At 44.6% G+C, this 26,925-nt stretch carries 23 protein-coding genes; 4 read left to right on the top strand and 19 right to left on the bottom strand.

Features of this window, described 5'->3' with window-relative positions:
- Positions 1-141: 141 nt before the first annotated feature.
- The 3 genes from J7E32_RS17320 to J7E32_RS17310 all read left to right on the top strand — a co-directional run bounded on the left by J7E32_RS17320 (position 142) and on the right by J7E32_RS17310 (position 5,358).
- Complete coding sequence (locus J7E32_RS17320) at positions 142-1,770, top strand: SWIM zinc finger family protein (RefSeq protein WP_214909863.1); 1,629 nt, start codon at positions 142-144, stop codon at positions 1,768-1,770.
- Between the two features lie 125 nt (positions 1,771-1,895).
- Positions 1,896-4,721, top strand: a complete 2,826-nt coding sequence (locus tag J7E32_RS17315; protein WP_214909861.1) for a DEAD/DEAH box helicase — start codon at positions 1,896-1,898, stop codon at positions 4,719-4,721.
- 121 nt (positions 4,722-4,842) lie between these two features.
- Positions 4,843-5,358: a DUF6843 domain-containing protein gene (locus J7E32_RS17310; RefSeq protein WP_214909859.1), complete on the top strand. Its 516-nt coding sequence runs from the start codon at positions 4,843-4,845 to the stop codon at positions 5,356-5,358.
- Between the two features lie 147 nt (positions 5,359-5,505).
- On the opposite strand, the gene J7E32_RS17305 is transcribed toward J7E32_RS17310, so the two are convergent.
- The gene (locus tag J7E32_RS17305; RefSeq protein ID WP_214909857.1) at positions 5,506-5,712 is read right to left on the bottom strand and encodes a hypothetical protein; all 207 of its coding nucleotides are present in this window, start codon (positions 5,710-5,712) and stop codon (positions 5,506-5,508) included.
- Positions 5,705-6,124, bottom strand: coding sequence for a single-stranded DNA-binding protein (gene ssb / locus J7E32_RS17300; RefSeq protein ID WP_214909954.1), 420 nt, complete (start codon positions 6,122-6,124; stop codon positions 5,705-5,707). The genes J7E32_RS17305 and ssb overlap by 8 nt, the downstream gene beginning before the upstream one ends.
- Positions 6,125-6,384: 260 nt before the next feature.
- On the opposite strand from ssb, the gene J7E32_RS17295 reads away from it, so the two are divergent.
- Positions 6,385-6,819: a YwpF-like family protein gene (locus J7E32_RS17295; RefSeq protein ID WP_214909855.1), complete on the top strand. Its 435-nt coding sequence runs from the start codon at positions 6,385-6,387 to the stop codon at positions 6,817-6,819.
- A gap of 137 nt (positions 6,820-6,956) precedes the next feature.
- Here J7E32_RS17295 and J7E32_RS17290 read toward each other — a convergent pair whose 3' ends face one another.
- The 17 genes from J7E32_RS17290 to J7E32_RS17210 all read right to left on the bottom strand — a co-directional run bounded on the left by J7E32_RS17290 (position 6,957) and on the right by J7E32_RS17210 (position 26,779).
- Positions 6,957-7,268 carry a hypothetical protein gene (locus tag J7E32_RS17290; protein WP_214909853.1) on the bottom strand — a complete coding sequence of 104 codons (312 nt, stop codon included), beginning with the start codon at positions 7,266-7,268 and terminating at the stop codon, positions 6,957-6,959.
- Between the two features lie 437 nt (positions 7,269-7,705).
- Positions 7,706-8,128: a 3-hydroxyacyl-ACP dehydratase FabZ gene (fabZ, locus tag J7E32_RS17285; protein WP_213370064.1), complete on the bottom strand. Its 423-nt coding sequence runs from the start codon at positions 8,126-8,128 to the stop codon at positions 7,706-7,708.
- An 86-nt stretch (positions 8,129-8,214) separates the two neighbouring features.
- The gene (locus tag J7E32_RS17280; RefSeq protein WP_214909851.1) at positions 8,215-8,475 is read right to left on the bottom strand and encodes a DNA-directed RNA polymerase subunit beta; all 261 of its coding nucleotides are present in this window, start codon (positions 8,473-8,475) and stop codon (positions 8,215-8,217) included.
- A 19-nt stretch (positions 8,476-8,494) separates the two neighbouring features.
- Positions 8,495-9,343: a flagellar hook-basal body protein gene (locus J7E32_RS17275; RefSeq protein ID WP_214909849.1), complete on the bottom strand. Its 849-nt coding sequence runs from the start codon at positions 9,341-9,343 to the stop codon at positions 8,495-8,497.
- A 64-nt stretch (positions 9,344-9,407) separates the two neighbouring features.
- Positions 9,408-10,226, bottom strand: a complete 819-nt coding sequence (locus tag J7E32_RS17270) for a flagellar hook-basal body protein (protein WP_214909848.1) — start codon at positions 10,224-10,226, stop codon at positions 9,408-9,410.
- Between the two features lie 204 nt (positions 10,227-10,430).
- Positions 10,431-11,435, bottom strand: a complete 1,005-nt coding sequence (gene mreB, locus J7E32_RS17265; RefSeq protein ID WP_214909845.1) for a rod shape-determining protein — start codon at positions 11,433-11,435, stop codon at positions 10,431-10,433.
- Between the two features lie 512 nt (positions 11,436-11,947).
- Positions 11,948-17,338 carry a LapB repeat-containing protein gene (locus J7E32_RS17260; RefSeq protein ID WP_214909843.1) on the bottom strand — a complete coding sequence of 1,797 codons (5,391 nt, stop codon included), beginning with the start codon at positions 17,336-17,338 and terminating at the stop codon, positions 11,948-11,950.
- A gap of 158 nt (positions 17,339-17,496) precedes the next feature.
- The gene (locus tag J7E32_RS17255) at positions 17,497-18,129 is read right to left on the bottom strand and encodes a hypothetical protein (protein WP_214909837.1); all 633 of its coding nucleotides are present in this window, start codon (positions 18,127-18,129) and stop codon (positions 17,497-17,499) included.
- A gap of 187 nt (positions 18,130-18,316) precedes the next feature.
- Positions 18,317-20,266 carry a protein kinase domain-containing protein gene (locus J7E32_RS17250; RefSeq protein WP_353654065.1) on the bottom strand — a complete coding sequence of 650 codons (1,950 nt, stop codon included), beginning with the start codon at positions 20,264-20,266 and terminating at the stop codon, positions 18,317-18,319.
- A gap of 50 nt (positions 20,267-20,316) precedes the next feature.
- Complete coding sequence (locus tag J7E32_RS17245) at positions 20,317-21,105, bottom strand: PP2C family protein-serine/threonine phosphatase (RefSeq protein ID WP_214909830.1); 789 nt, start codon at positions 21,103-21,105, stop codon at positions 20,317-20,319.
- 15 nt (positions 21,106-21,120) lie between these two features.
- Complete coding sequence (locus tag J7E32_RS17240) at positions 21,121-22,437, bottom strand: DUF6382 and FHA domain-containing protein (protein ID WP_214909829.1); 1,317 nt, start codon at positions 22,435-22,437, stop codon at positions 21,121-21,123.
- Positions 22,438-22,860: 423 nt separating this feature from the next.
- On the bottom strand, positions 22,861-23,163 hold the full coding sequence (locus J7E32_RS17235; RefSeq protein WP_041964573.1) for a pore-forming ESAT-6 family protein: 303 nt from the start codon (positions 23,161-23,163) through the stop codon (positions 22,861-22,863).
- A 30-nt stretch (positions 23,164-23,193) separates the two neighbouring features.
- Positions 23,194-23,496, bottom strand: coding sequence for a WXG100 family type VII secretion target (locus tag J7E32_RS17230; protein ID WP_214909827.1), 303 nt, complete (start codon positions 23,494-23,496; stop codon positions 23,194-23,196).
- Positions 23,497-23,531: 35 nt separating this feature from the next.
- On the bottom strand, positions 23,532-23,723 hold the full coding sequence (locus J7E32_RS17225; protein WP_041964575.1) for a hypothetical protein: 192 nt from the start codon (positions 23,721-23,723) through the stop codon (positions 23,532-23,534).
- Between the two features lie 3 nt (positions 23,724-23,726).
- Positions 23,727-25,139, bottom strand: coding sequence for a Tle-like phospholipase domain-containing protein (locus tag J7E32_RS17220; protein ID WP_214909825.1), 1,413 nt, complete (start codon positions 25,137-25,139; stop codon positions 23,727-23,729).
- A gap of 4 nt (positions 25,140-25,143) precedes the next feature.
- Entirely contained in the window at positions 25,144-25,923 is a 780-nt protein-coding gene (locus J7E32_RS17215) for a hypothetical protein (RefSeq protein ID WP_214909823.1), read from the bottom strand.
- 118 nt (positions 25,924-26,041) lie between these two features.
- Positions 26,042-26,779 carry a hypothetical protein gene (locus J7E32_RS17210; RefSeq protein WP_214909822.1) on the bottom strand — a complete coding sequence of 246 codons (738 nt, stop codon included), beginning with the start codon at positions 26,777-26,779 and terminating at the stop codon, positions 26,042-26,044.
- Positions 26,780-26,925 lie beyond the last annotated feature (146 nt).

Raw genomic sequence — 26,925 nt, 5'->3', positions numbered from 1 at the left:
TTTTTGGGTATAATAGAAGAATATGTTTTTTTCGTTTCAAATTTATATGTAATTTTAACAAAACTTGTATAACCAACTTGTCGAATTTTGACGTGTTTGTAAAAAAGGATCGAATGATGCTTTGGGAACGGAGGAATCGCTGTGGCTGTCATACCTGATCACCAGGCACCGATTTTTAAAGAAGCTGGCGCGAAACTGAATACGATGCTGAGATCTGAGGTCGAGGAAGAAGCACGCCTTGTGCAGAAAGGCTTGATGCTTTATCGCCAGGGGACAGTCCACCATCTGAAATATATGGTGAAGTCAATCTGGGCGACGGTCCAGGACGTGACACCGGTTCGTGTGTACATAAATGTATCAGATCCCGAAGAGAGCAGCTGCACTTGCCCTGCTAATTCCTTCTGTCGCCATCGTCTAGCTGCGTTTTTTCAGGCATACGGTGATGTCGCGAGTGTTTCTGACTGGGTCGAGGCCTGGCGCAAGCCTGCAAAGGAGCAGCTGAATGCTGAAAAATGGGGTTTGCAGCGCGTGAAGGATTTGGTGAAGAAGGAGGGCAGGTCGGGACATGATTACGATAGCTGGGCCGCCTTTTTCCGGGAAAGTTTCGAGGAAATTATCAAAGGCCAGGGTGAACCTAGGGCTTATGTTGTGCCCGGATTGTTTCGATCCTACATTCGCCGCGTTGAAGTTTCCGCTCCTCTGGAGGCCGTTTGGAAAAATCTTTATATGATCGCATCGTCGGTCCATTCCTTTAATTTGCTCACTGAACTGGCTCGCGAATTCGGGCACGATGATGAGCCGACAATGGACCGGTATTACCGGCCGTTGTTCGAGGATTTGTTCAATGATGCAGAGGAATACATTGAGCGTCTTGCTTATGGGACGATGCCGTTTTCTTTTGATTCGTTCCTGGAAAAACTAAAGGACGAAACAATTGGATTGACGATGCCCGATGCTTCTGTTGGCTATGATCGGATTGATTTGTATCGGTTGCTGTGGGAAAAGCTTTTAAAAAATACAGGATGGCGTGAGGCTGAGCGGGCGCGACTTGAAGTGTTTGGCGATGACAAGCGGGATCAGATTGAGGAAATTGCTTTGATTCATCAGCTTGTTTTAGCGAAGCAGGACGGAGAAGCGTTGAAGCGATTCACCGCTCTCCCTGTCGGTTCCCTTCCATATATGTTTTACTGGCTCGATGGCTTCCGCGTACAGCGCGAATGGAACCGGATGGGACCTTTCATCGAATACCTCGTCCAGCAGCTGCGGAATTATCTGAAGCATCTTGGGGATTATTATGCCTGTAAAAAATTCACGCGTTATGCGTTGAAGCTTGTCGGGACGTATACGCGTGAGATTGGCCGCGGCGAGCTGTACGACCGGGCACTGGCACAGGCTATGCCATACAGCTTTTACGAATACGAGGATTCATTATTTGAAAAAAAGCAGTACGAACAATGGGGCGAATTACAGTCCTACTTCGGCTTTGAATATAATTCGATTTCAAGCGAGCGAATCAAAATTTTACAAAAAGAAGCTCCTGAAGTCTTGATTCCGCTGTACCACCAGATGGTAGGCGATTTAATTGAGATGAAAAACCGCAGCAGCTATAAGCAGGCCGCACGGTTGTTGAAAAAACTTCGTACGGTTTATAAAAAAATGAAGCGCGTGCCAGAGTGGGAAGAGTTTTTCGGAAAACTGCTTGTGAGGACGAAACGACTGCGCGCTTTTCACGAAGAGTGTACACGGAGCAAGCTAATTGAGGTGGAGTGACAGAAGCAAAGCGAGGTGGAAGCACGTGGGCATATCCTTTGCTCACGTAAAGTTTGCCCCCCTGCTTTAGTTTAGTGTAATAGAGGGACAAGAGAACCGTCCCTATGTCCCAGGGAGGTGTGTCAATGCTTGAAATTAAGCAGATTCATATAGATGTGATGCCGGTTGTGGGCGGGCGTTATTTTTTGAGTGCGGAGGATTTTGATGGTTTTGACCTTAAGCCCTCTGAATGGAAGAAGCTGCTCTTTTTCCGCCATAAGGAGAGTTATTACGGGACGATGCTGGATTCAGACAAATGGGGCGCCGATGAGGGAGTGACCTTGAGTGCCTGGCAGCTTGTGACATTGTTCGGCGAGGAGAGCTTCAACCGGCTTGTTGAATGGGAATGGGATGAGCTTGGCGACATCTGCCTATCGACGGCCCATGCGATTTACGATGCGGTCCTGGCGAAGGAGTGGCATCCTGATTTTACCCAGCTTGATGGGGAGGATTTCCGTTGGAAGCTTCCTGAGAGTGTGCTTGATGAGTTTCATGAACCTTTTTGGGAGGAAGCTCTCAAGGTAAATGACGAGAAGCTACCGGTGCGGGAATTTGTGGCCGACCTGTTCCATCATGCCCTGGAGTCTTATTTCCATGAGAATGAGACCATGAAGTACCTGCTTGGCGACAAGCTTGATGTATTGCGGAATAAGCAGCTTTCGGCTTCACAGCTGGCAGCTTACTTTGATGAAGACCGCTGGCTTGAATGGATTGGCCTGAAGGAAAATCCGGCACCGTTTTCGATTGGAATGCGACTCGAAGAGCCAATCGATGATCTCGGTGACTGGAAGCTTGGGTTATTTTTGCGTGGAAAAGAAGAGCCGATGCTGATTGAAGCCCGAGACTATGAAATCTATCCTGCTGGCTGGGACTTTTTCAGCGATAAGGTTGAGGATGAAGAAAAGCGACTCGCAGCGATTTTTCCATGGATTGAGGAAGATGGCCGCCTGAAGTCTTCACTCACCGAGGATGAAGCGTGGATGTTTTTGACCGAGGCGAGCGAAACGCTGATTGCGCTCGGCATTGAAATCCTCCTCCCTTCGTGGTGGGAAGCAATCAAGAACACGAACCTGAAGGTGAAGGCGCGACTGAAGGGACAGACTGGCTATCGCCGCTCGTTTGTCGGCTTGAATGCCATGCTTGATTATGACTGGCGTTTCTCCATGAACGGTGTTGACCTGAGCGAGGATGATTTCCAGCGCCTCGTGAATGAGAAGCGCCGGCTTGTGTATCTGAAGGGCCGCTGGATTAAGCTTGACCATGGCTTCATTCGCCAGATTCAGGAGATGATGAAAAAAGCGGATAAAGAGGGCCTACACATCCGGGACCTGCTGCAACAGGAGCTTTCTGATGAAGAAGAAGACGGAGAAGGAATGGATGACCCAAGGGCTTTCGCAAAAATCCAGATTGAGCTGAACCGCCACTGGAAGCAGATGATGAAGCAGCTGTCGGAAACGAAGGAAATACCGGATATGCCTGTGTCTGCCGGACTGAATGGTGAGCTCCGCCCGTATCAGAAGCTTGGCATGAATTGGCTGCTGTTTTTGCGGAAGTATGGATTTGGCGCCTTGCTGGCGGATGATATGGGACTCGGGAAAACGATTCAGCTGATTTCTTACATTCTGTCGGTAAAAGAGCAGGAAAACGACAATCACCCTGCATTGATCATCTGTCCGACTTCCGTTCTCGGAAACTGGCAGAAAGAGATTGAGCGCTTCGCCCCTGATTTGCGTGTCCACCTTCATTACGGGCCAAACCGCCTGAAAGGCAGCACTTTTACCGAAGAAGCCAAGGGCTCTGATATTGTACTGACGTCCTATGGTCTGACGCACTTGGACTTCGAGGAGCTCGAGAGTGTGGAATGGAGCAGTATCGCGATTGATGAGGCGCAAAATATCAAGAATGCCGATACGAAGCAGTCGCGTGCTGTACGGAAGCTGAAGGGCAAGCACCATATCGCCCTGACCGGAACGCCGATGGAAAACCGCCTGTCTGAGCTGTGGTCGATTTTTGACTTTACGAATCGCGGCTATCTTGGCAGCGCCGGACAATTCCAGAAGCAGTTCATCCTGCCGATTGAAAAAGAAGACAAGAAGGAAAAAATCACCCAGCTTCAGTCGCTGATCAAGCCATTCCTGCTGAGACGGACGAAGAAGGATGAAGATGTGGCGCTGAATCTGCCTGACAAGGTCGAACAGAAGGAATACTGCCCGCTTTCTGCCGAGCAGGCTTCGTTATACGAGCAGCTCGTCAAGGATACCTTCGCGCAGATTGAAACGTTATCGAGCTTCGAGCGCAAAGGTTTGATTCTGCAGTTATTGAGCAGGCTGAAGCAGCTGTGTAATCATCCTGCGTTGTATTTGAAAGAGGAAAATCCAAAACAGCTAATTGACCGCTCTGCGAAGATGGAGAAAATGATTGAGCTCGTCAGTGCTGTGCTCGAACAGGAAGAAAGCTGCATCATATTCACCCAGTACATCGGCATGGGCGAAATGATCCAGTCCGCTCTGAAAAAGAAATTCGGCATTGATGTCCCGTTCTTGAACGGAAGCCTGCCAAAAACGAAGCGTGATGATTTGATCACGAAATTCCAGAACCGCGAATTCCCAGTGTTCCTGCTGTCGCTCAAGGCCGGCGGAACCGGTTTAAATCTTACCGCAGCAAACCATGTTGTTCACTATGACCGCTGGTGGAATCCGGCTGTTGAGAATCAGGCAACCGACCGTGCGTACCGTATCGGGCAAAGCCGCTTCGTCCATGTGCACAAGCTGATCAGCACCGGAACGCTCGAGGAAAAAATCGACGCGATGCTCGAGAAGAAGCAGTCGCTGAATGACCAGATCATCCAGAGCGACAGCTGGATTACCGAGCTGTCTACAGATGAATTGCATGAATTGGTGTTTTTATCATAAGGAAAGAGACACGGGGCGTACTCTACTTCCCTTCGTTTAGCTAGACGAAGGAAGCAAAGGGGCGTCTCTATGCTTCTTAGAAGTGTTATCTTAATATCTTTAAAGAAGAGAGTGTATGTCAGTGAAGAAAATATTCATGATAATTTCTACTACTGTTTTCCTGGCTGCCTGTTCATTTCTAGATACAGAAGAAGGAACTAATAATATCTTTCTTATCCCAGAGGGTTATGAGGGTACGCTAATGGTTTATTATGGTATCCCGGATGCCCCTGCTATAAGAAAAGAAGAAGATTATTCCGTAATACCTATCAAGCTAAAAGTATTGGAAGAATTAAAAGGAACCGATATAAGTCAATATGGAGTGTATTTCACCTCTACTACGGAAATCGAGTCTGGAATTATGAACAATAAGTATTATTATGTAGATTCAAAGGGAAAAAGGACCCCTATTGATGAGTATTGTACTCACGGATTGGAGATAGGTAGCTTTACAGGAGAGAGCGAAAAAGAGATTGGATTTCAAAGCGTTCAGATTACCGCAACAGACTGCGGGGAATCATTCTTTCGTAATGGAAAGAAAGACTACTATAATCAAAAAGGTGAAATCCAGACACATTGGATGAATCAGTTCGACTGATTAATTTATAGAAGGCTTATAAAAAAACCGGCTTAATCAGCCGGCATCAAAATTAGAGGGTTTATTGGAGATAGGGTTTATTGAATTTGTCTCTTATAGGTTCTTTGTGAGGGAATGATGAGGAAAAATTCGCAAGTGTTGTTATTCTTATTTCCGCACATATTCTTTTCTATTTGAATTGGGTCGTGGCGGTTCCGCAATGAAGGAGTAGACGCGATTGATCTGCTGTTCTTTGGAGGCGATTTCGAGCTGGCGGACACGCTTGGTGAGTTCCTCTACCTTCTCATTGTTTTTTCCAACCATTTTAATCAGGCTGACTAGCAGCTTTTCAATTGAATCGGTATCGTTATGCAAATGGAAGCTCCTCTCTTTGCGGCGGTGCTGGGGGAACAGTTTCCGGCTGCCGAGGAGGTTGCGATGCCTGCTGGGTTTCTCTAGTGCCGGCTGGCTTTGTACTTAAAAATCTGACTCCCTCGGCCACGACCTCAGTCACATAGACACGTTTGCCTTCTTGGTTATCATAGTTTCTTGTCTGGATGCGCCCGGTGACTCCAAGGACTGAGCCTTTTTTACAATAGTTGGACGTATTCTCAGCTGTTTTTCCCCAGAGGATGCAATGGACAAAATCGGCCTCGATTTCCCCGCTGGCATTTTTGTAATGCCTGTTCACCGCAAGCGTTATGTTCGACACCGCTTTGCCATCCGGTGTATACCTGAGATCTGGATCCCTGGTCAGCCTGCCTACTAGCGTTACTTGATTGATCACCTTTTCATCTCCTTTCTCCTTGATACCTTGATGATATTCCTTTCTCGCGCTGTAGTAAAATGTCGAAAATCGTATTTTCGTCTGTGAAAACTGTGATACTTTAGCAGTTTTATCGTTAATAATGGAGTTTTCCACTCATCTGGTATCCTCAAAACTGATTTTTAGCAATTCTGAAATTTCCTTTTCGAAAAGTGGGCTTTTTTTCGTTTTGATTTCATCCTGTGTTATAATTTGGACAAGTATTACGGGAGGTGGTTGACATGAAGACGTTTAAGTTGATTTCAATGCAGCTTGCTGATGATGATGCTTTAGTGGATATCGAAATGGAAGACGGCCTGATTATCAATAAAGAGGATGAAAAAGGCACGTGGCTCGTCGAAGTTTTTACTGACCATAAATACATTCCCTATTTCCAGGATGCGTGCGACAACGACAAAGAAATCATCGTCCAAGTCGTCATCACCAAACGCGAGAACGATCCGGCAGCCTTCGTGACAAAAGTCTGCTGCGTGAAGAAGCTGAAGACACACGCCAGCATTCTTTTAACAGGAAAACTCACGAAACCGAAGAGCGATTATCCGGAAAAACTGCTGGAGTACCTGCTTGATAAAGGCTACAAAGGCGAAGAACTGCTTACCGAATTCAAGGATAAAATCATAACAAGGCCGCAGATTTTGCAGCCGAAGAAAGTGTAATGAAACTCCTGCTGACTGGCTGGAGTTTTTTTTATGGAGAAATGGACTAGTTGGGGTTTCCATGCGCCATTAAAACACGATCAAATTCTTTAACCAAAATAAATGGGCAGGAATCCATCCCCCTGCCCTTTTTCCATTTATTGATCGTTATTGTTCTTGTCGTTCATATCAAGATTGTCTTCAACAGCGTCTTCGCCAGGCTCATTGTTGTCCTCCATCATGTCACCATCATTCTCAGTGTTGATGTCGTTATTTTCGCCGTTGTTGTCATCCATCATGCCATCATCGTCGACATTGCCATTGTCACCATTCATATCGCCATTGTTGTCCGCAGGATTCTCGATATCCACATCATCATCCGGAGGGGGATCCTGATCATTCGCGCAGCCAGCAAGGAACATAGCCGATAGCAATGAGCCACCGATTAACATTAATAGCTTTTTCTTCATGAGTAAAAGCCCCTTTCATTAATAGGTATTTTTGAGACCTGTTGCACGGGTCTGCTGTTATATTGCCCATCAATGAAAAAAACTTGCATGTTTTTTTGTAAAAATTACCCGGATTTTCGGTTCGGGGAAGGTATTTTGGCGACGAAGGACTGTAAATGCGCCAATTACTCGTTTAAATTTCTAATAAAACCCGTATTTTATAATAGTAGGTAATTTTCATCTTAAATTGCAAATGAATTTCAGCGGATAAACCAACTGGAAAAATTATTCTCTTGGTGTAGAACGATGATTGCACCATTCGCCAACGTAATTGCACGCTCATCTCGTTAAATTGCACGCTCCACATCAATAATTGCATGTTCAACAACCATAATTGCACCGCCTTCCTAATTATGTAAAAAAAGAACCCAAATCAAATTGAGTTCTCTCAAAAATAATTATTTTATCGCAAATGTAATCTCCGCTTCACAAGCCAGTTCGCCATCTACTGTCGCGACTGCCTTACCTTTTCCAATCGGACCGCGGAGCTTAATCATTTCAACTTCAAGGCGAAGCTGATCGCCTGGCTTTACTTGCCTTTTAAAGCGACAATTGTCGATTCCGGCGAAAAAGCCGATTTTGCCGCGGTTTTCTTCAAGCTTTAGAACGGCTACTGCTCCAACCTGAGCCAACGCTTCCACAATCAGCACACCTGGCATAACCGGGTAATCAGGAAAATGCCCATTGAAAAACTCTTCGTTCGCCGTTACATTCTTGATGCCGACTGCCCTTTTACCTTCTTCGATCTCCAGAATTTTATCAACGAGTAAAAATGGATAGCGGTGCGGGATGATTTCTTTGATTTGAGTTATGTCCATCATTATTTAGTACCTCCTACTAATACTTACTAACCATTGTACTAAAAAATAAATAAAAAGGAAGGGAAATCTCCCTTCCTTCCGAAAAATTATTCTCCATTTACCAGATCTATAATATGAGTCCAGGTTGACTTCTCAAATACATCCTTCGCTTTGCCGCTGCCCATTACAGCGTAGCCGAACATGGCGCCGAGCACGATGCTTCCCGCTAACAGCAGGACCACAATAATAATCCGAAGCCAGATTGGAATAAGGCGAATCCGGATTCTTTTCTTTTTTTCGCGTGTTTTCTTCTCTTTTTTAACTTCTTCACGCGTTATTGCTTCTTGATTATTCTTGTTCAAAGCCATTTTGATTGTTCTTCCCCTCTTAACGGATTCCGTTCACTAGTCCGAGCATTTGATCGGCAAGTGTAATCGATTTGGAGTGGAACTGATAGCTCCGCTGAACATTGATTAAATCCGTCATTTCTTTGCTCATATCTACGTTTGATTGCTCAAGGACTCCTTGCTGGATGGCGATTTGATTTCTCAACGGGCCTGTCAGATTCGTCATGACCTCATCCTCGGTTACGCCGAGCGCAGCCAGATTGTCTGGCAATCCAAGCAGATTCGCCCCTTTTTGCTCTAAAAATTGAGGCTTATTTATCAATATTACACCAAGATTCACTTCCTGGCTTGTCCCATCATACATTTCAGCTGTTAAAAGGCCTGTATCATTAATACTAAAGTTTTTCACATTACCTGTAATTGTAATCGGCTGATTATTCTCATCAAGAATCGCATGACCGTCGCTATTGACAAGCATTGACTCAGTATCAGAAAGCGGCGACAGATAAAGTGCACCATTTCGAGTCAAACGCATCGCTGAACTTCCGTCTTCATTTTGGACCATCACCCGGTAAAATTGTCCCTCTGTGGTAAATGCCGTATCAAGGTCTCTTCCGGTTGATTTCAAACTGCCCTGTGAAAGGACCAACTGGATTTGCCCAAGCCTTGCACCAATACCCTGGCGAATGTTAAAAGGAGTCATCCGGTTCTGCGGCTCCAGGGTGTTATTCGGCTGGTTGCGATATTCCTGCACAAGCAAATCGGTAAAAGACGCTTCACGGCGCTTATAACCAGCTGTATCGATGTTGGCCAGATTATGGCTGATCATGTCCATCTGCTTTTGCAGCTGGGATAATGTATTGGTTGCGGTGATCATTGTTCTGTTCATATTTTATACCTCAATGCGCCTCCGTGTCAGGAGTACGATTCCTTTTAAAATTTGATCCAGAATACTATAGCCTTCCGATTTCGTTCGCAGCCTTTTCCATGCTTTTATCATAAGCCTGGAGAATCTTTTGGTTGGCTTCGAACGCTCGATAAGCTGACATCATGTCGGTCATCGTCCTGCTGATATCGACGTTGGATTGCTCAAGGAAACCCTGCTGCGTCCTGAACTGAACGCCGGCTGCACCAAAAGCAGTCGGCAATGCGCCGCCGTCTTCCGTCCGGAACAGTCCGTCGCCTTCTTTGATCATCCGCAGCGGATTGTTCGCATAGGCAACCCCAAGAGTTGCCTCCTCGCCATTTTCACCGATCAGGACACCGCCCTCATTTATGGTAAAACGGTCACTCGAAAGCTGGATTTGCTGGCCTGCTGAGTCCAGCACATAATGGCCGCTGCCAGTCGTCAAACGCCCTTGTGCATCAACCGTAAAATTCCCATTTCTTGTATAACGAACTGTGCCATCCGTATTGCGCACAGTAAAAAACACTGAGCCATTTTCGGGCATATTTATATCGAGCAATGCAACGTCCGTCTTCCGTCCAGTTTCGCGCAAATCACCCTGGATGAATTTCGGGATTGCTTCCTGCATGTAAACACCGGTATTGATTGTGCCAATCTCCTTGTTGAACGGCAAATTCAAGCCATTCTCCGTCGGGATCTGCTGCTTGTCGAAGCGTTGGAGCAGCATTTCCGGGAAAGCTCTCATCCCAGCCTGGTCTGCCTTATAACCCGGCGTATTGGCATTGGACATATTATTCGTCAGCATTTCCGTCCTGCGTTGCTGCGCAAGCATACCGGAAGCTACTGTATAAAAACCTTTAAACATAGTCTCACACCCTTTATTGGAAAAATCCCTGAACAACAGGAAATTTTTTCACTACTTTCTATTATAAGAAATATATCGGCAAGAAACATTAAAAATTTGCAGGAAAATGTAGGATTTTGGGTTTTATACCAGAAAAAATGGGTAAAATGCAAAAAAATCTGGAATCCTGCGGCGATTTTACCGAAGTAATTCCAGATTTTTATTTTAGATGATTCCGCGACGACCTGCGATGCGGTCAATATTATCAAGCATAATACCTGTGCCGATTGCAACACAATCCATTGGATTATCCGCAATCAATACAGGCACCTTTAGTTCTTCCTGCATAAGCTGGTCGATGCCATGAAGCAATGCGCCGCCGCCTGTCAGAATGACGCCGCGGTCAATGATGTCTGCAGACAATTCTGGTGGAGTTTTCTCCAGGACTGTTTTTGCAGCCTGGACGATCACAGCGACTGATTCTCTCAATGCCTTTTCGATCTCCTCAGAACGAACGGTAATCGTGCGTGGAAGTCCGGATACCATATCACGTCCGCGGATATCCATTTCTTCGCTGCGGCTGCCTGGGAAGACAGTCCCAATTTGGATTTTGATATTTTCAGCTGTTCTCTCACCGATCAACAGCTTATATTCACGTTTAATGTAACTTAAAATCTCTGCGTCAAACTTGTCGCCGGCCATTTTAATCGATTGGGATGTAACAATGTCCCCCATTGATAGAACAGCTACATCTGTTGTTCCGCCACCGATATCCACAACCATGTTGCCGCTAGGCTGGAAAATGTCCATGCCAGCGCCGATTGCCGCTACTTTTGGCTCTTCTTCAAGATAAATCTTCTTGCCGCCGCTCTTTTCAGCAGCTTCCTTGATTGCCTTTTGCTCAACGCTCGTTATGTTCGTCGGGCAGCAAATCAGGATGCGTGGCTTCGACAAGAAACCTTTTACATTCAATTTATTGATGAAATGCTTAAGCATTGATTCCGTAACATCGAAATCTGCGATTACTCCATCCTTCAACGGGCGAATCGCAACAATATTGCCAGGTGTACGCCCAACCATTTTGCGCGCCTCTTCCCCAACAGCCAAAACCTTGTTCGTGTTCTTATCAATCGCCACTACAGACGGTTCATTCAAGACAATTCCTCGACCTTTTACATGGATCAACACATTGGCTGTACCAAGGTCAATCCCGATATCCCTTGCAAACATTTTGCTTTTTCCTCCTTGACAAATGGCTGGCTGCGGCTGATTAAGCCTCGTTATCTCAGCTGACGAAATGCCTTATCTATGTAAAATAGATCACGATGTCCGAGATTACACAGACGCTGCCGCAATCTGCGAACCATATTCTACCCTAATTGTTTATTTTATCACAATGATAGGAAATAAGTAACCGAATGATGAAAAATTTGAAACAATTTGTTTGAATTTGTCACATTATATTAGATTGCGTAATCTGATTGAAAATATTTTATGTGGAATCGGTTATGCACTACCTACTATCCTGTTAATTAGTGTCTTCAGCGTTATTTTTTCAATTCAAAACATTGATTTCCGTCGATTTTCAGTACGATTTCCGCGAAACTCACCCATTATTATGCGAAAAATGATTTTAACCCCACGAAACTTTGCCGGGATTCCGCGAACTGGAAAAGACAAAACGTTTTTTCCAGTAAAAGACCCGGGAGCATCGCTTGACCCCGGGTCCAATTTCAAAACAGCTATTCTTCTTCTTCTACTCTAACCCTTCGTCTTCTAACCAGCACTGTTGCTGCTGCTCCAAGCAGTCCAACAAAACCAGCAACCGTCCCGCCGAGCAAAGGTTTATTTTCATAAAACTTCACTAAGGCTCCTTTTTCGACGATTTCGAATGAAATGACGGTTGTTTTTTCATTGCCTGCTTCATCACTTGCCGTTACTTTGATCTCGTATGGCTTAATTTCTGCCAACTTGGTTTTGATGACCCTGTAGCCATCCTCTTCTACTACATCGCCATCAAACATTTCACCGTTGATCATGACCGATTTTATTTTATCATTCGGATTATCCAGGCGGATGGAAATGTCGACTGGGTCATAGTATTTTTCTTTATTTTTCACACCTTCATAAACTACCTTTGGCGCGGTTTTGTCGATGATGAATTCGACGCTTAACTGCTGGATATTGCCTGCCTTATCCTTTACTTCGAAGAACATGACGTGCTTTCCTTCTTCTTTAATTGGATCCCCTGCTTCATATGGCTTTCCGTCAAGCATCATCGCGATGATGTCGTAAGAACTCATATCATCGATCAACAGCTGCGGCAGGAGATCGGCATTGAAATATTTATTGGAAATTGGCTCTTTGAACTTGATGACTGGCTTTGTTTTATCAATGGTGAAGACGATTGTTCTTGATGAAACGTTCTTCGCCAAGTCTGTTATTACCGCTTTTAAAATATAATCCTGTTCGTATTCAAGCTTTGTTCCGTTTTCGAATGGCTTGCCGTTCAAGGTAACGGATGTCTTGCTGCTATCCAGGTAGATGTCTGCATACGTCACTTTCGGCGTGATGTCTTTATTGAAAAAGCCGTCAAGTACGCCGGTAATATTCAGTGCTGGCTTTGTTGTATCCAACGTGAAGCTGATTTCCAGTGTTGATTCATTGCCTGCTTTGTCGCGTGCGAGAACTTTGTAAATATATTTCATTTCCCTTGCGGCAACAGGAATGTTTTTACCAAGGTTTGTGCCATTGTTCAGAGTTGCAGAAACGATCATATCCTCTGCTTCAGTGAGGGCAAACTCAGGAGTGAATACTTCATTGATATATTCTCCGTCTTTAATGACACGATTCTGCCCTTTGAATTTCGGGGTGATGACCGGCTTCGTCTTGTCGATCGTGAATGTCATCGTCTTGCTGAAGCTGTTGCCCGCTTTATCGGTTGCTTCCACCAAGATGTTGTAATCACCTTCGCCGCTGAAGTTATGGCGGAGTGAAGCGGTGTTTCGATTCACAGAGAAACCGCCGGCATTGTATCGTGCTCCATTCCTGGTCACCGTGATTTTGTTGATATCGAGGTTTACGTCCCTGATTGAAACGTTAACTGGCTTATCAACATTGTAATAGGCATTATTTTCGACACCTGTAATCTCGATTTCCGGCTTGGTTTTGTCGATTGTAAATGTCCTTTTCTCAGCGATTGGACCGTTTCCGGCTTTATCCTTTGCAGTTGCCTGAATCGTGTAAAGGCCATCCCTGTTAAAATTGTATTCTAATTTAGATAGCTTCCCGGTGTTCTTCCAGCTGCCGATCGAGAATGCAGCACCATCTTTTGTTGCGCTGATGCTTACATCGTTTGTTTCATAATTTAACTCATCGATTGATATGGTCACGTTTTTGTTTTCTGGATTGAATGAGTTGTTCTCTACTCCATCAATTTTCACGACTGGGTTGGTTTTGTCGATGATGAAAGTAACCCGGTCATGCTTCTTGCTGTTGCCAGCTTTGTCCGTTGTATTCAGGTCGATCACATAGCTGCCTTCCTGCGAAAAATTGAAAACCTTATCAGCAGCTGTTTTGCCTTTCAGTTCCGGATTACCAATTTTGTAAGGCTGGCCATTGCGCACGACCTTAAGTTCTGTCTGGGTCAGGTCGATGTTGCGATCGGCAATCTTCATGCTGACTGGTTTGTCTGTACGGTAATGTTCATCATCACTAACACCTGTGATGCTCAGTTCCGGATCGATATAGTCAAGGGTGAACAGGAGCGTTTGCGTATCGGCAGCATTTCCGGCAGCATCCTTCGCTTCTATGGTAATCTGATACTCACCATCACGGTCAAACTCATGGCTTATTTCAGAAAGCTCCTTTACATTTTTCCATTCGCTGATCGGGAAGTTAACTGGATTGCCATCAACTTCAACTTTCCTTGTCACCTTGATATCTACCTTGTTATTTGCGAAGTTATGCTCTTCTACAGCGATCTTAATTTCTTTGTCACTGTTATAATAAGTGTTATTGTTTGCTCCAGTGACTTTGATGATTGGCTTGATATTGTCGACAGTGAAACTCAGCGTTTGGGACTTCGCTTGTTTTTTTGCGCGGTCAATTGCATTTACCGTAATTTGATAGTCACCGTCCTCGTTAAAGGTGTGGCTCAATTCAGTGACTTCATCCTTGTTTTCCCATTTACCGAAATCATATGGCTTTCCGTCCTTTGTTGCTTCGATGGTTACTTTGTTATCGTTGAAATTATGTTCGATTACTTTCACCTTGACCGACTTACCCTTCTGGACGAAATCTTCCTCGTCAATTCCACTTAGCTCGATGACCGGTTCGGTATTATCGATTGTGAATTTGACAGGACCAAATGAATGTAGATTTTTAACCCTGTCCATTGAGGTCAGTTTGATTTCATAATCCCCATCTTCATCAAAGTTTAGCTTGCGGGTTGCCCTTTTGAGAACACCCTTTGAAGCTTCATTCCATTCGCCATTCTCAATTTCGTACGGCTTGCCGTCTTTTAATACCTCGATCTTCGTTTCATTTAAATCGAGGGTCAAATCTTCTACGGATAATTCGACACCTTCAAGCTTTTGATAATGCTCCCCAACTTCAAAACCCGTAATATCAAGTGTTGGCTTTGACTTGTCGACAGTGAATGTCAGTTGTTGGTGGCTCTTTTTGTTTCCTGCTTTATCTGTTGATTCGAGACTGATGACATATATCCCATCTTCTGTGAATGGATGGACGCCAGAAACCTTCTGTCCTTTTTCGGCCAGATACTCCTCGCCATTCCTTGTAACATTGAGAAATGTTTCATCAAGATCGATGTTTTTATCAGTAACAGAGACCTTTACATTAAGATCCTTTCCTGACTCATCCTCATCCGATACACTTTCAATTTTTAACTCAGGCGGGATTGTGTCGATTGTGAACTTGACTGGTTCAAGAGTATTTTTATTGCCAAATAAATCTGTCGTTATCAGGCTGATCTCGTAATCGCCATCCTTGTCGAAGCTCAGCTTCTTGACCGCTCTCTTAAGCCCGCCTTTCGTCAGGACAGTCCACTCATCCTTTCCGATATCGTATGGTTCCCCATCCTTCAGTACTTCCAGTTTCGTTTCTCCGATTACGAAAGTTAAATCCTCGATCGCTAGTTCGAGATTTTCGAGTTTTTGATAATACCCTCCATTCTCAACACCATTGATGGACAGTTTGGGATCCGTATTATCGATGGTGAATTTCAAATCATTTTTGGTCGTGACACGGCCAGCTTTGTCTGCCGCTGTGATTTCGAAGGCATATTCGCCATCTTCTTCAATCACGTGTGTTTTAGCCACTTCTTTTCCTGTGATTTCGGAAAGTGTCTTGCCATTCCTTAAAACTTTCATGCTCGTATTGTTCCAGTCGATATAATCGTCAGCTATATCTACAGTCAGTTCGTAGTATTTCTTTTCATCTTTTACTTTTTCAACAGCTGATGCTGTGATTACTGGATCATTTTTATCAATTGTGAAAGTCACCGGAGGATGCGATTTCTCTCGTTCTTTTCCATCTTTTGAGTTTAGATCAACTTCATAGGTGCCTTCCTCCGTAAAATTGTGCGTAACCGTGGAAGTAAAAAATTTTTCGATGAAAGTGCCGATCGTATATGGCTCTCCATCCTTTTTCACATTAAGATTCGCTTTTACAAGACTGATATCCTTTACTGAGAATGTCAGCTCCTTGTCTGTCTTAAAATACTTTCCATCCACATCTTCTGAGATAGAGAGAATTGGACCATCTTTGTCGATTTTGAACGTAACACTTTTCTCTTCAGCCTTATTGCCAGCAGCGTCCGTTGCGTTCAATGTTACGGTATATTGACCCTCGCCATTGGTTTTATAGCTGGCCTTTCCGTCTTTCACTTCAACACTTTTCGATGTTTCCTCTCCATTGATGTCCTTTTTCTTGATTTCAAAGTGAGCATTGCCCGTATGTGCTTCATCAACTGTTACTTTTACATCTTTGTCTGTTTCGTATAAACCGCCATTTTCCACATCCAGGATTGCAAGCTTTGGAGCCGTTTTGTCGGCAGTGAAAGAAAATGATGGAAGTGAATGTTCCTCGCCCCTAGCATGCTTTTCCCTAACCTTCACCTGGAATTCGTATTCTCCTTCACCTGGTGTTGGATAGTTGAGGTTGGTTTCCCAATCTCCAGCGGGGAAAGTTTTTGTTTCTATTTGCTCCCCATCTTTAAGAACTGTTACCGACGCAGTTTCAATCTTGATTTTGCTTGAAATCTTAAGATTTACACTGTCCGTTTTTGAAACTTCTCCTTTAGAAAGGGGATTCTCGCCTGCCAACACCGTCAGCTCAGGAGCCTTTTTTCGGATTGCAAAATTCAGCTGTTCCTGGCTGCTTTCGTTTCCAACCTTATCTGACGCTTTTACTGTGAAAAGATACTCGCCTTCTTCACTGAAAGAATAAGATCTGCTCTTTGCCGACCCCCAGTCACCCACATTGTATGGGTTGCCGTTTTTTGAAACAGTAACTTCTACTTTTTCGGCAGCAAAATGCTCCTCTATCACTTCAACATCGATTTTGACACCCTCGCTTGACAGAGTGCCATTATCTGCTCCAGACAATTTTACAATAGGAGCGGTTGTGTCTCGTGTGATGGTGAATGTCTTAGTCTCAGAATCGAGTTTCCATGACTCATCATTTATAAATTCTATTTTGATATCGATTTCTCCATCAGTACTGACTGGGATTTTCACGATATACTTCCCAGCAAATTCTGTGCCGCCTACAGGGACAATGTCTGTAACTGAAATTGGATTCCCGTTTTGGTCAGCCGTGATGTTAAACGGTGCCTGAACATCTTGTCCCTGGAGATTCGCTTTACTGAAATCATCCTGCAAATCAACAGTGAATGTAACAGGATTGTTGTTGGTTTGCCAATCCTTGTTAAACGACTCCGCCATGTTCCATTCCTGGCCTTGGAATTCAATTACTTTGTCAACATTCGTTAATGTAGAAAGCGCCTTGCCATTAAAAATTACCACAGACACAATCAAAACTAACAAGATCGGGATGACGGCAGCCCATTTGTTGCCTGGGCGTTTCTTCTTTTTCCTCGGTTCGAGCATCTCTTATTCTCCTTTTTATTTAGTAGTTTTGGAGTGGACGGTTATTTGTTCGATTCTGGCGGAAGGTCCACGGGTATCTATCGATTGGCACGGTTAAGATCACCATAACCAGCGTGCGTATAGTAACTTGAGTCAGTGTTCCGTGTGATTCACATGACTTAAATGATTGTTTCTGAATGGACCATGACTATATCCACCTGCTTTTTAAAACGTGGTTCTTCTTCTGACAGCAAGGTCGTTTCTTCGAAGTCATCCAATAGTGTTGTTTCACCAAGTAAAGTCGTTTCATCATGGTCTGCCGTCAGGACGGTGGTTTCATTCCAATCGGACAGGATGGTTGTCTCAGTTGGTGACTCATATGAAACGCCCTGGTTGGATGAAACTGCTGCTGCAACTGGCTTTCGCACTGAAGTTTCTTTTAACAAAGCTGTCGGCTCCAAGCCTTCTTGTTTAAGCAAGTCTGTTTTTCGGAAGCTCTCCTGGCTCAAAAGAGCTGTTTGCTCAAGCTGACCGCCCGCCATTTTCTCGGTGGGTTCAACATACTCACCAGCCGCCACTTCTTTTTCAACATTCTTGCGGACATGGATTTCCTTTGTCGTCGGCTTTGTGCTTGTTTCGGCCTTGATGCTGGTCGTTTTCTTCCGGGCTTTTCTCCCCGCACCCGGAAAATTCCAGCCCGTCAGATCTGTAATGACCTGGGCAATATTGATTTTTACATATGCGAGGATGGCTATCACCAGCGCGATCACCGCGCCAGCCAAACCGCCGTAAAACATGATCTGGTATGCCAATCTTCTTCAACTGCCTTCCTTGGGAGCATGGGGACGTACCTTGTGCTTCTGCTTTTAGGAGCATAGGGATTTACTCTTTGCTTCTGCTTTCAGGGGCATAGGATAATCTCTATGGTTCTGCATTCAGAAGCTTAGGATATTCTCTTTGCTCCTGCTTTGGAGCGAAGGGAAAGCCCTTTGCTTCCTTCTATAAAATATTCAAGTTCTCCATGCGCCTGGTGAGTTTTTTGAATGCTTCATCGCCTTTCGCGCCTGTCAGGGTGGCTGCTTTTTCATAAATTTCTTTAGCTTTAGCGTAGTTTCGCTGTCCTTCTTCTTTTCCTTGCTCGATATCGAGGAGGAGGTTACCAAGCTTCACGTAGGCATTGATGCTATCAGGGAATTTTTTTAGCGTCGTGTTCTGGAAGTGCTCAACTGCGCGAGAGAATTCGCCCATTTCCTGATAGATGACGCCAATTTTGACATAGACATCTTCCTGATCGGCCACGTTCAGGTCCAGAAGGTTGTTATAGTGCTCGATTGCTTTTTCAAAGTCATCGCGGGCACTTGCCTTATCCTCTGAATTTACGCCGCGGCTGTAGTAGGCCTGGGCCAGTTTCTGTTCGAATTCCATCTCGTATTTGAATTGGAGCTGCTCGTTTTCAAGCTTGGCGAGGATTTCCTTCGCCTTCTGGACAATATCGATTGCCTGGGTGTTCGATTCAGGAATCTGGCTCTTATATGAAATATAGATATTTGCTAGAGAGTTATAGTTATCGATCTTTTTGCCGTCATTTGCCAGGCCGTCATTGTACTGGTGGAACTCCTGGAGATCACCGGCGAATTTCGTATAATCGACGTTCAGGCTGCTCATTGTCGTTGCCAGCGACTTGTAATATTTCGCATCCGGCAGTTCTTTTTCATCAATCTGCTGAAAGTATTTCAGCGCATTGTTATAATCCCGTTGCACATCGAAATAGGTCATCCCCATTTTAAAAAGAACTTCATTATTCTCGTGGACTGCCCCGTATTTATCCTGTATGTATGATTCCATCTTGGCGAGTCCTTCGTCTGTCTGGTTTCTATTGATATATAAATCAAGCAGATTGATGTATGCTTCCGGACGTTCTTTGTCGACGCGGATCGCGCTCTCGAGGAGCTTAATGGCTTCGGTTTGTTCACCGTCCATCAGCGCAATGCTTGCCTGGTTTACGAGATTCATATAATCCTGGAATTGCTCATTTTTCATTCCTTTGTAGCCGAGGGCAGAGGTTGTTGAGAACGCCAGGAAAAGCACAGCCGGAACGAGGAACATCGCCAGCTTCTTGATCAGCATGTTCTTATAGCCCTTCGTCAGCCTGTTGATGTGCTCGAGGTCATAGCTCAGCTCCTCGCAGTTCTGGTAGCGGTTCGCCGGCTCGGCCTGTGTGCATTTTTTGATGATATGCTCGAGGCCTTCCGGAAGCGACGGGTCCCATTCTCGGATTGGCCTGATCTCAAAAGGCGGCTCGCTCAGGCTTTTTCCGGTGACAAGATGATAGAGTGTAATTCCCAAACTATAAATATCGGTTTTCGCGTCGGTCTGCCTGCCGGAAATCTGTTCAGGAGCTGCGTACCCTTTCGTTCCGAGATTCGTAGTGTCAGAGAGATTCTCGGTCTTGAATTCACGCGCGATCCCGAAGTCAATCAGCTTGATTTTGCCTTCCGGTGTCAACATGACATTGTCCGGCTTCATGTCACGGTAAATGATCGGGTATGGCTTCCTGGTGTGCAGATAACCGAGGACATCGCTCAGCTGTTTCGCCCACTCAATCACTTCTTTTGCCGGGATTTTGCCGTCGCGCTTAAGCCTTTCCTTGAGCGATTCGCCTTCGATATAGTCCATCACCACGTAGATGTCGCCCTCAGACTCGATGATGTCATAGATCTTCGGCAGCGAACCGTGGTCGAGCTTCTTCAGCATGTTCGCCTCGACAACCAGGCTGTTGATCAAGAGCTCATTATTGCTGTTGCTGCGCTTGCGGATATCCTTGACGACGAGCGATTTGTTCAGCCGGTTGTCCATCGCCAGATAGACGACGCTCATCCCGCCGCGCCCGATTTCCTTCAATATTTCATATCTGTCATCAATGATTGTGCCAATTTGTATCAAAGTCATTCCTCCCAGAAACGCGGGGATGGTTGGTTCCTTCATCCAATAAACCCCATTTAGTGGGACGCGAGAACCGTCCCCATGTCCCTTGCCAGCAGAATCGAGATATTATCTGTTTCCTGGCGTTTTTTTGCGAGCTCGACGAGTTGAACGAGCTTTTCTTTCATGGTTTTTTCACTGGTGAAATGTTGCGGATTAAGGTTTGTGAGCATTTCTTCATCGCTGATTTCATGGTAAAATCCGTCTGTGCAAAGCATAAACATTGTTCCGCTTTCTACTTCGCCGGATGTGATGACGACGTTGATGTCCTTTGTGGCGCCAACGCATTGGAGCAGTACATTCCGACGCGAATCAATCCTTGCCTGTTCTGCGGTAATATTGCCTCGCTGCAGCTCGCGTTCTACGAGCGTCTGGTCTTCGGTCAATTTTACAAGCTGGTCACTGATGCTGTACGCCCTGCTGTCCCCGATTTGTAAAATGAAATATTGCTTGTGGAGGATGAGCAAGGCTGTGATCGTTGTCCCGAGTTTGATATTCGAAGTCTCGCCATAATCAATGATCTTTTTGTTCAGCTCGCGAATGCGCTCCTCAAGCCGGCCAGGAATATCACTTTCCGCGATTCCTGCCTCCAGCATTTCCGGAAGGTCGTTGTCAAACCAGTGTGACATCCCTCTAATTACCGTCGCACTCGCCAGCTCACCGTGGGAAAGGCCGCCCATTCCGTCGCAGATGACGAACAAGCCGATTTCACCCTCTGGGGTCCTGGCTGTTTTTAATAGAAGGCCGTCTTGATTGGTTTTCTTCTTGATTCCAATGTCCGTATAGTAGGCCACTTGAAATGTCATCTTTTGTTCCCCCCTTTAATAAAGCCTGAAGACGAATTCCTCATTCGCGAGCTTGATTTTATCTTCGTGTTTGATTTTGACTTTTTCCTTTGGTGACAACTTCACGCCGTTTACGTAGCTGCCGTTGGTTGAGTGATTGTCCTCCAGGAAATATTCGCCGTTCGATATGATCACGTGAGCATGCACCCGGCCGATTACTTTGTTTTCAGAGGCAAAGTCCGCTCTCATCGGATCCCGGCCAATTTTAAAAAAGTCCTTGGCAATCGTGATTTTTTCATTCTTGGAGACTGCCAGCAAAAACGGCCTGCGGCTGGAATGGCCAAGAGTCGTCGTTCCCTCGTCCTCATTTGCCATTACGCCAAGTACCGTGGTGCCCTCGTGCTCTGGCTCACTGCTGGACAAGGCTGGCTGGATGTTGATTGATGTGCCGCCACCTAGTTTCGCCGCATCTCTTAACAGCGTATTGTTCTCTCCAAGCTCCGCCCTGGTAATCCGCTTGTAGTTAACTTCTTCCTCGATTTCAAGCTTGCGGCCTGTTTTTACGTCCTTTTTCTGGCTTGTATACTCAGAAGTCAGCACGCCATTGTCGACGCTTGTTTTCATGGTGTGGACCTCGCTGCCCGGGCTGTAGAAGTTCGGGTTGATGGATGGTGTTTCAAGCTCTGGTTCTTCCGTTATGCTTTCTTCATCTGTTTGGACAGGTGCCGATGTTGCTGCTTCCTGCTTCGGCTTTTCAGGCATCTTATAAGGCTGCCGTACGAGTGTTTCATCTCCGACCAATTCATTCATTTTTTCCAGCAGATGTTCCGGAGAGACATCGTCTGTCTCGACCAGATAGTTATGGAGTTTGATAAAAAATGCGGCGTCATCGGTTTCATCGTAAGGAGCCGATAAGAGCAATTCACGCAAAAAGTCTTTAAGTGATACCTTTTCAAAAACATTATTTTTTACAGGAAGGTAGATAAAAACTAATCTGTTTGAAAAATTATCAATAAAGATGTCACGCTGGCTGAACACGAAGTTCTCGATATCCATGCCGCTAGCTTGGGCATCCACCAGTGTTTCGGCAATGTTGAGGAAGCTATTGTATAGCTGTTCTTTCGTTGCTGGCGTGGAATTCAGCATCTCAAGCGTGTTATCGGAAATCATGTCATAGCGAAGAAAGCAGTTATCCCCTTCAAGAATCGCAGCACATGGCAGAATTCCCGGAATTCGGCTCGTTCTCAAAAGCTCAACCTGGCTGCCATCGATGTCTGCCTTGCTTCCAGCATGAAAATAAAGGAATTTCGAAATTCCATAGCTTTCTAATTTAAAATCCGCATGTTTGATCATTGCTTTTCGACTCCAATTTGAATTTATGTATGGTTTTGGCCTGTCCGCCCTAGTTTTTTCAGCAAAAATGCGATTTGTTTTTGACTGGGACCCTTATATCAACGGTTGAAGGTCTAGTATCGACGGTTAAAGTACATTAATCGACGGTCGAGGTGATTTTATCAACGGTTGGTCACCTTTTTTCGACGGTTGGACTCGCATCTCCCAGGACAACTGCTAATATTACCCGTTGCACCGCTTTTAATCCCCGTTATACTGCGGATAATCCCCGTTGGATGATGGATAATCCCTGTTGATTAACTGATAATCCCCGTTGACTCACAGATAATCCCCGTTGAATGCTTGCCGCCATGTCACAGGGGTTTATTTTACAGAAGGGCAAACTGCACCAGCTGCTTGCCCCTTCCCCTCTGTAAAAAATGCTTACTTAAAAGAGCTGGCGTTGTTGTTGATCGCTGTTTCTGCAGTGTTGTAGTTTGTGACAGTGTTATCCAAGAATTTGGCGTAGCTGTCGACGACCTGGCGATATTCTTCAAATCGTGGTGCAAGTGAGTTGAAGTTGCCGCGGATTGTGTTGGATGCGTCGGAGTTCCATGATGACGCTAGTGCGTTCATGTCTTTCTTGATTTCTTCTAATCTAGTAGATAATTGCTGATTCAGGGTGCGGATTTGGCCCGCCGTTTTGCTAACCTCGCCGAGCGAGATTTTGATTCCATCTCCTGCCAATGTATTTCACCTCCTGCGTTATGTTATGGATTAGTTGCTCAATCTCTTAGCCTGGTTAATGACTTCGCTCTGAGTGTCGCGGTAGGTCTTCGCGCTCATCTTCAGGAACTCTGAGTACTGTCTCATCAACTGAGTCATTTTGTTGAAGTCGTCCATGAAGCCTTTGATTTGTGCAGTGTAAGCCTGGTTATCAGCTCCCTGCCAAGCAGCCGCCATCGCTTCGACTTCGTTGAAAAGAGCTTTGTAATTTCTTTCGTAATCAGCTGCCTGCTGGTCAATCTTGTTAGCAGTCGTTTCAAGCTTTGCTGGTTCAACAGTGATCGATCTTGCCATTCTTTCCACCTCCTTTCAAGTGATGTCCAATAGAGTCATATTCTTCTTAACTTATAGCTTACATAGCGGTATTTCTCCGCAGAACGCCGCAATCCTGATGCAGCTTTTACCGAGCCAATCCCCTTGAATTCATGACTGAGGCCATTCGAGATATCCTCCAGCTCACGGGCGATCGCGTTCGCTTCCGCCGCAATCCTGTTAATCTTGCTTCTCACTTTCGGATCCATTGTTTACCCCCTGATTGAACCGGCTTTTCCGGCGAGATACCTCTCATTCTGCTGTAAAAGTTCCGCCGTCCGGTTCAGGTAATTGATGCTTTCTGGAATCCGGATATCGAAGGATGAGGCGATATCCGCTGCGAGGACATTATCCAGTCCCATGACACCCGCTTCCCAGTATAAATCATCAATCATGTCATTGAGCTGGGCGATCCGCCTTTGCACCGATCGCAGACGGTTTGCATAGTAGAACAGCCTTGGGATGTCTACTTTTATATAGGGTTCGATTGGGAAGTTGTTGCCGTTCATATAATCAATGACTTTTGTTATAAAGCTTTTTGCCCGCATGGCAACAGTTTCAAAGAATTTACTCACCTTGCCAACTAATTCCCGCCCGGTTTGTTGTATTTTAGAAATATACATTAATGCCTGCTCTTTTACATAATTGGCCTGTTCGACTATTCCCTGCCAGGTGTTATAAATAATGTCCAACGTCGCTGCGCCGATTACTATCCATGCCTTGGCAATCTGCCTTGGTAAGTAATCCCGCATACTGCCAAGTGAATGGAACACATCCAAAGCCATATCGGCTACTCCCCATGTATCCGCACTTCGAGCTGATGCGAAACTGCCATCCTTGTTGTATACTCCGCTGGTCTCATAATGCGGATAAAACGGATCCCAATAATCTCCATGCTGTTTATTGATCGACACAATCTTATCAACATACGGGGCAAATCCCAGATGGGATACGATATCTCCATTAAAAGTGATGAAGGTAAAACGATCACCTTTCATCGCATTTTTCTGACCCTCATCTAAATCAAACCACCAAAGTGGAGCCCCATTTAAGATATAGGCATTGACATTTGAATCTTGATAATTATTCACAAAAACCCATGAACCAAGGTTTCCGCCTTTAGAATGACCATAAATCGTGATGTCTCCATCCAGGTTCTTCATATTTGCTTCATAAAAGGCGAGAGCTTCGTCATGCTGCTTGGTTTCAATACTCATACCAGCGGCTAAATTCCCTCCCCAATCTGTTTTAAGATGGCCCCAATTAAAGGGATTCTCACTGCCGCGGAATAACACTGCACCATTACCTTCACCATCTTTGATTGCATAGCCAACGAAACCGGCGTCTGATTCACCCTCTGTATTGTTCGCCTCGTTTGGGTTGTGATTTTGGTAGCCTGTTAATTTAATATCTTTAAGGCTGGTATTTGGATTATCTCTTAGGAAGTTTTTTATATTGTCAAATCGATCAGAATCGACTTCTATTTCGTTATCAGATATTTGTATTAACACCTCATCAATGGTAAGAGTTGATTTATCACTAACAGTAAGTTCGGGCGGCAAATCCAAATATGATAACTGCAAAAGAATACTTTTTTCTTCGTCTGTCAATTTATCCAAGGACATCTAATCACTCCCCGAATGGCTGGTAATTAACAGCTATTCTTTCGGGTCCGGTTAGTACAAGCGACTCATCAACCATTCCCGAATTGTTTTCTGGATCAAAACGGTAATCTACATTAACTTCACCATAAACTTTAGCTTTTAAATTTGACCAGGCAATATTATTTACAAGTGATGTCCTTATGTAATCTGAGATATCTTCTGAATTGTCAACGAACCCTACTGAAACTGTATATCTTTCTGTTCCTACAGATTTCATCAAGTTGTACAAGTTATAAATATTTTCGTTAAATTGACTAACCTCTGGTTTGCCTTCCGTCTTAATACCTGCCTTTAAAACCACAGAAAAATCTTGATAGCCTTTTTCTAAATACTCATCAAATGACATATTAACCATGGACTTATCATATTTATCTGGCGCAATTCTCAATAAAACTTTGTACGGAGTTCCGGGAGGGAGTTCTTTCTCAATTTGATCCGCAAGCTTTGCTTTTAATTCTTCAGCCCACTTAGCTAGGACATAATTATCATTCACAAATTCTTTGTCATCTTTGTCCTCTTGCGCCAGAAAAACTACCTCAGGATTCCCTTCCGGATGCACAGTCAGCTTATCCTTACCATACATTTGAGCAAAAGCCTTGCTGCCTTCTTTGACTCCTTCTATTGAGAACTTTTGGTTATACTTTTCTTCTAATTTAGCTAAAACCTTATTCTCCGAACTCATACACCCCGCACCTCCCATAATTACGAATAAAATTGCCGCAGTCAGCTTGATCCACTTCTTCAAGTTCTCCACACCTTCCGTTTTAAAAAACAGGGACCGTCCGGTTTAAAAACCGCCCCTAGATCCTGTATTCTAACTAATCGGCACTCGAGAGTTATCATTTGTCCTTATATGCTTGTTATTACTCCTCATAAACCTCATAATATTCGTTCATACCCTCAGGTTTACTTATTTGAAAGCTATCGTTTACAACTACAGCTCCATATACTCCCTTTAAATTAGACCATGGAGTATTGTTCCCATTGGAGGTCCTTATATACTCGTCACTATTCAAGGAATCTTCTACAAACCCAACTGAGAGTGTATAAAAATCTGTGTTTAGGCTTTTTAACTTTTGGTATAAATTATATAGTCCTTCATTGTAAGGCTTAATGTCTGGTTGGCCAGAGGTTTTTATAGCAGCAACCAGTACAACGTCAACTTCCTTATTAATATTCTTTAGGTAATCATATATGGAAGTATCCATCATACTCTCATCGTATTTACTATCTGCTATACGTAGATAAATCTTAAAGTCGCTAACATCAGGAATTTGTTTTTTCACTTCCTGCTCCATAGTCTCTTCCAGCTCTTCTCCCCATTTGGCCAGTATATAAGTATCGTATATTTCCCCTTCTTTGTTCTGGCTTTCACCCGCTACAAATAATTGCTCAGGTTTTCCTTCTGGATAGGCGAAAATTTTGTCTTTCCCAGAGAGAGAAGGGAATAATGCACTAGCCTTATCAACATCTTCTACTTTAAATTTCTCATCATATTTATTTTCCAAGTGCTTGATAACCTTGCTTTCGGAACTCATGCATCCTGCTCCAACCATAACTACCATTAATATTTTCACAGTCAACATGATCCACTTCTTCAAGTTCTCCACACCTTCCATTTTAAAAAAGCGGGAACGGTCCTCCGGTTTTGAAAAACCGCTCCAAGGTCATATGTTCAAATTCTGTGAGACGTGAATCGTCCCTAATTCGCAATTTCTGAAACACAAGAAGAACGAAATCGCTCCGC

This window comes from Bacillus sp. ISL-55 (assembly GCF_018613155.1).
In the GTDB taxonomy this organism is placed as follows: domain Bacteria; phylum Bacillota; class Bacilli; order Bacillales; family Cytobacillaceae; genus Mesobacillus.
Note: the sequence above shows the minus strand (reverse complement) of the source record. Positions and strands in the feature narration are given on the sequence as shown.